Source organism: Streptomyces sp. CBMA156 (assembly GCF_014596515.1).
In the GTDB taxonomy this organism is placed as follows: domain Bacteria; phylum Actinomycetota; class Actinomycetes; order Streptomycetales; family Streptomycetaceae; genus Kitasatospora.
The window spans coordinates 1-2630 of sequence record NZ_MSJQ01000270.1 but is presented as its reverse complement, the minus strand read 5'-3'; the positions used below and the strand labels follow the sequence as shown (position 1 = coordinate 2630).

Sequence of the window (2630 nt, the reverse complement as noted above, 5' to 3'; positions counted from 1 at the left end):
CCCGCGGCCCCGGCCCCGGCGGCGGCGCCGCGGGCGCGGCGGCTCGGCCGGGCGCGGGCCCGGGTCGTCGTCGTCCAGCAGCTCACCGTCGAGGATCTCCTCCTCGAACGACGGCTCCAGGCGCAGCTCGATACTCACGGCGGGTGTCCCCCTTCGTTCTCGGATCGGGTGTCAGCGGGTGGAGGCGACGTGGTTCAGGGCGTCCAGGACGATCTGGCCGCCCTTGGAGAGGCCCTCGTTGGCGTAGTAGGTGACCAGCGGGATCGCAGCCAGGCAGGTGCCGTTGACGAAGCCCAACCTGACCTTCCACTTGTCCAGCGAGCCCCCCGCGCCCGCCGCGCCCTTGGCCGACTTGCGGGCCCCGAACAGCACGACGGCGACGACGAACAGCAGCAGCGCGCCACCACCCTCGACCGGCACGGCTTCGGCGCCGTGGAACTGCGCGGTGGAGGAGGCGCCGGTGCTGGACCACAGCGACAGCTGCCCGCCCCACGAGGAGGCCTTGTAGCCGAGCCAGCCGACCCAGCCGAGGATGCCGCCGGCGCACAGCCCGCACAGGGTGCCGGCGCCGGTGCCGATGACGTAGGGGATCAGGCTGGCGTGGTCGGCGGCGGTGCCGGCGGCGCGCCCGTAGGCGCCGCCCTTGCCGCCGATCTTCGGGATCGGGATGCCGTAGGTACGGGCGAGCTGCCAGCCGGTCAGGCCGAGGGTAGCGGCGTAGGTGCCGAGGGTGACGTCCATGATCAGTGTCCTCCAGTGAACGCGGTGGTGAGCCAGGTGACGGCATCGATGACGGCCGGCAGCGACAGGCAGCCGGACAGGATGGGGATCCACACCGCCGTGCGGCGCAGCATGGAGATCGGGGAGTGCCGCCGGGTGCCGGCGAGCGGCAGGGCGATGGCGACGAGTTCGACGGCGGCGGTGGTGGCGGTGGTGGTGTGGAAGGCGGCGCAGCCGTAGTAGGCGGCGGAGGCCAGGGCGAGGGAGCGCAGGGCGGGTTTGCCGCCCCACAGGATCGCGATGGCGGCGGCGGCGTCGGCGCCGTAGGAGCCGGTGATGATGGGCAGGTGGCGGTGGAGCAGCCAGGCCGGGACGGCGGCCAGCACCATGGCGGTGGCGTTGGCGGCCGGCTGGAGCCAGCTGAAGTCCCAGAACGGCCCGGGCTCGGCGGGCGGGGCGACCACCATGACCGGGACGGGCTGCGGGGCGACGACCTCCACCGGCACGACCGACCCCGGGTCGGGGTAGCTGTACTGGGGTGGGATCGGCACGTACGGCGGCGGGGCCTGGTAGTGGGCCGCCGCGGCGGCCGCGGCGGCGGCCGCGTACTGCGCCCAGTCCGGTTCGGGTGCCTGCGGGGCGGGCGGCGGCGACGAGGGCGGGGGCGGGATGTGGATCCGTCCCCCGGCCGGTGGCTGTCCGGCGCCGCCGGCGGGCGGGTCGTCTTCGACGATCTCGGCGTCGATGATCTCCATACCGCCCGCCCCGCCCGGCCCCGCGGCGGCGGCGAAGAAGCCGAACGCGCCCGCGCCCGTGCTCGTTTCGGTGGTGGTCTCAGACATCGCTGCCCGCCGCCCTGCGGATCCGCTCGGCCATGAACGCGGCCGGGTCCGTGCTCGCGGCGGTCCAGCGCCCGAGCGTGGCGTCGGCCTCCTCGACCGAGGCCGGCTTCTTGCGGTGCTGCCTGATCGCCCAGAGCAGCAGCACCAGGGCCGGGACGGCCGTGGCGGCGGCGAAGAAGCAGAGGATCACGTGCTGGTTCATGTGTGCTTCCCCCCTTTGTTGGGAGTCGACGGGTGTACCGGGCGCGGGCAGGGCCCGTACCGCCGGCCGGGGAAGGCCGGGCACGGGCCCTGCTGCGCGGACAGTGGCTGGTGGCGGGTCAGGCCCGCGGGGCGTGCGGCAGGCGGTAGTCGACGCGGCGGCCGTCGGCGAGCATCGCCAGCAGGGCGGCCAGGCTGCGCACCTGCTCGGGCAGCCGGCTGCCGCTGTGCACCAGGACGGTCTGCGCGTCGTCCCCGGCGCGGGCGGAGCGCTGGGTGTGGAGCGTGGCGTGGCCGGGGTGGTGGTGCAGCCAGCGGCCGGCGCCGAGGTAGTGGACGGCGGTGCCGTCGGGGTAGCCGGTCCACCGCTCGGTCTCGGCCAGGCCGATGGCGTTGGTCGGGTCGAGGTGCTCCTCGGCGTGGTCGGCGGCGCGGACCGCGGCCTCCTCGCGCACGCCGGTGTCGACGTGGCGCAGGACGGCGGCCAGGTCGCCGGCGACGGGCGCCGGCGGCGGCGTCCAGCCGGAATTCTGGAGGTCGAGGATCAGGGTGGCGGCTTCCAGCTCGTACTCGGTGTCGGCCAGGCGGCGCCGGGTCTCGGTCCAGGTGCGGGTACGGATCAGACGGAACAACGGGGTCCTCCGGGTCGTGAGTGCGGTGGCCGGGTGCGGCGGCGTCGGACACCCGCCCGCAGACTCCGTCCCGCCGCCGGACAGGCCGGGGACAGGACGGAGCGGAGCGGGTGGCCGGGCACCGCCGGCGGGGCCCGGTGGTCAGTAGCCGAGCTCGGCGGGGTCGGCGCCGTCGCGGATCGCGGCGGCCTGGGCGCGCAGGTCGCCGGCCCGGCCGCTGAGGATCCGGGCGCAG

4 protein-coding genes are annotated in these 2630 nt (G+C 75.7%); all 4 read right to left on the bottom strand.

All coding sequences use genetic code 11. The annotated features are described in order from the left end of the window. Window positions 1-171: 171 nt before the first annotated feature. The 4 genes from BU198_RS22860 to BU198_RS22845 all read right to left on the bottom strand — a co-directional run bounded on the left by BU198_RS22860 (window position 172) and on the right by BU198_RS22845 (window position 2395). Window positions 172-741, bottom strand: a complete 570-nt coding sequence (locus BU198_RS22860) for a hypothetical protein (RefSeq protein ID WP_188298728.1) — start codon at window positions 739-741, stop codon at window positions 172-174. Window positions 742-743: 2 nt separating this feature from the next. After that, window positions 744-1562 (bottom strand): hypothetical protein, encoded by an 819-nt coding sequence (locus tag BU198_RS22855; protein WP_188298727.1) that lies wholly within the window; start codon window positions 1560-1562, stop codon window positions 744-746. Beyond that, window positions 1555-1764: a hypothetical protein gene (locus BU198_RS22850; RefSeq protein WP_188298726.1), complete on the bottom strand. Its 210-nt coding sequence runs from the start codon at window positions 1762-1764 to the stop codon at window positions 1555-1557. The genes BU198_RS22855 and BU198_RS22850 overlap by 8 nt, the downstream gene beginning before the upstream one ends. A gap of 118 nt (window positions 1765-1882) precedes the next feature. After that, window positions 1883-2395, bottom strand: coding sequence for a hypothetical protein (locus BU198_RS22845; protein ID WP_188298725.1), 513 nt, complete (start codon window positions 2393-2395; stop codon window positions 1883-1885). Between the last annotated feature and the right edge of the window lie 235 nt (window positions 2396-2630).

Excerpts from the sequence above, each read along its gene's own strand:
- BU198_RS22850 (WP_188298726.1), bottom strand. The coding sequence starts at position 1,764 with ATGAACCAGCACGTGATCCTCTGCTTCTTCGCCGCCGCCACGGCCGTC.
- BU198_RS22855 (WP_188298727.1), bottom strand. The coding sequence starts at position 1,562 with ATGTCTGAGACCACCACCGAAACGAGCACGGGCGCGGGCGCGTTCGGC.
- BU198_RS22860 (WP_188298728.1), bottom strand. The coding sequence starts at position 741 with ATGGACGTCACCCTCGGCACCTACGCCGCTACCCTCGGCCTGACCGGC.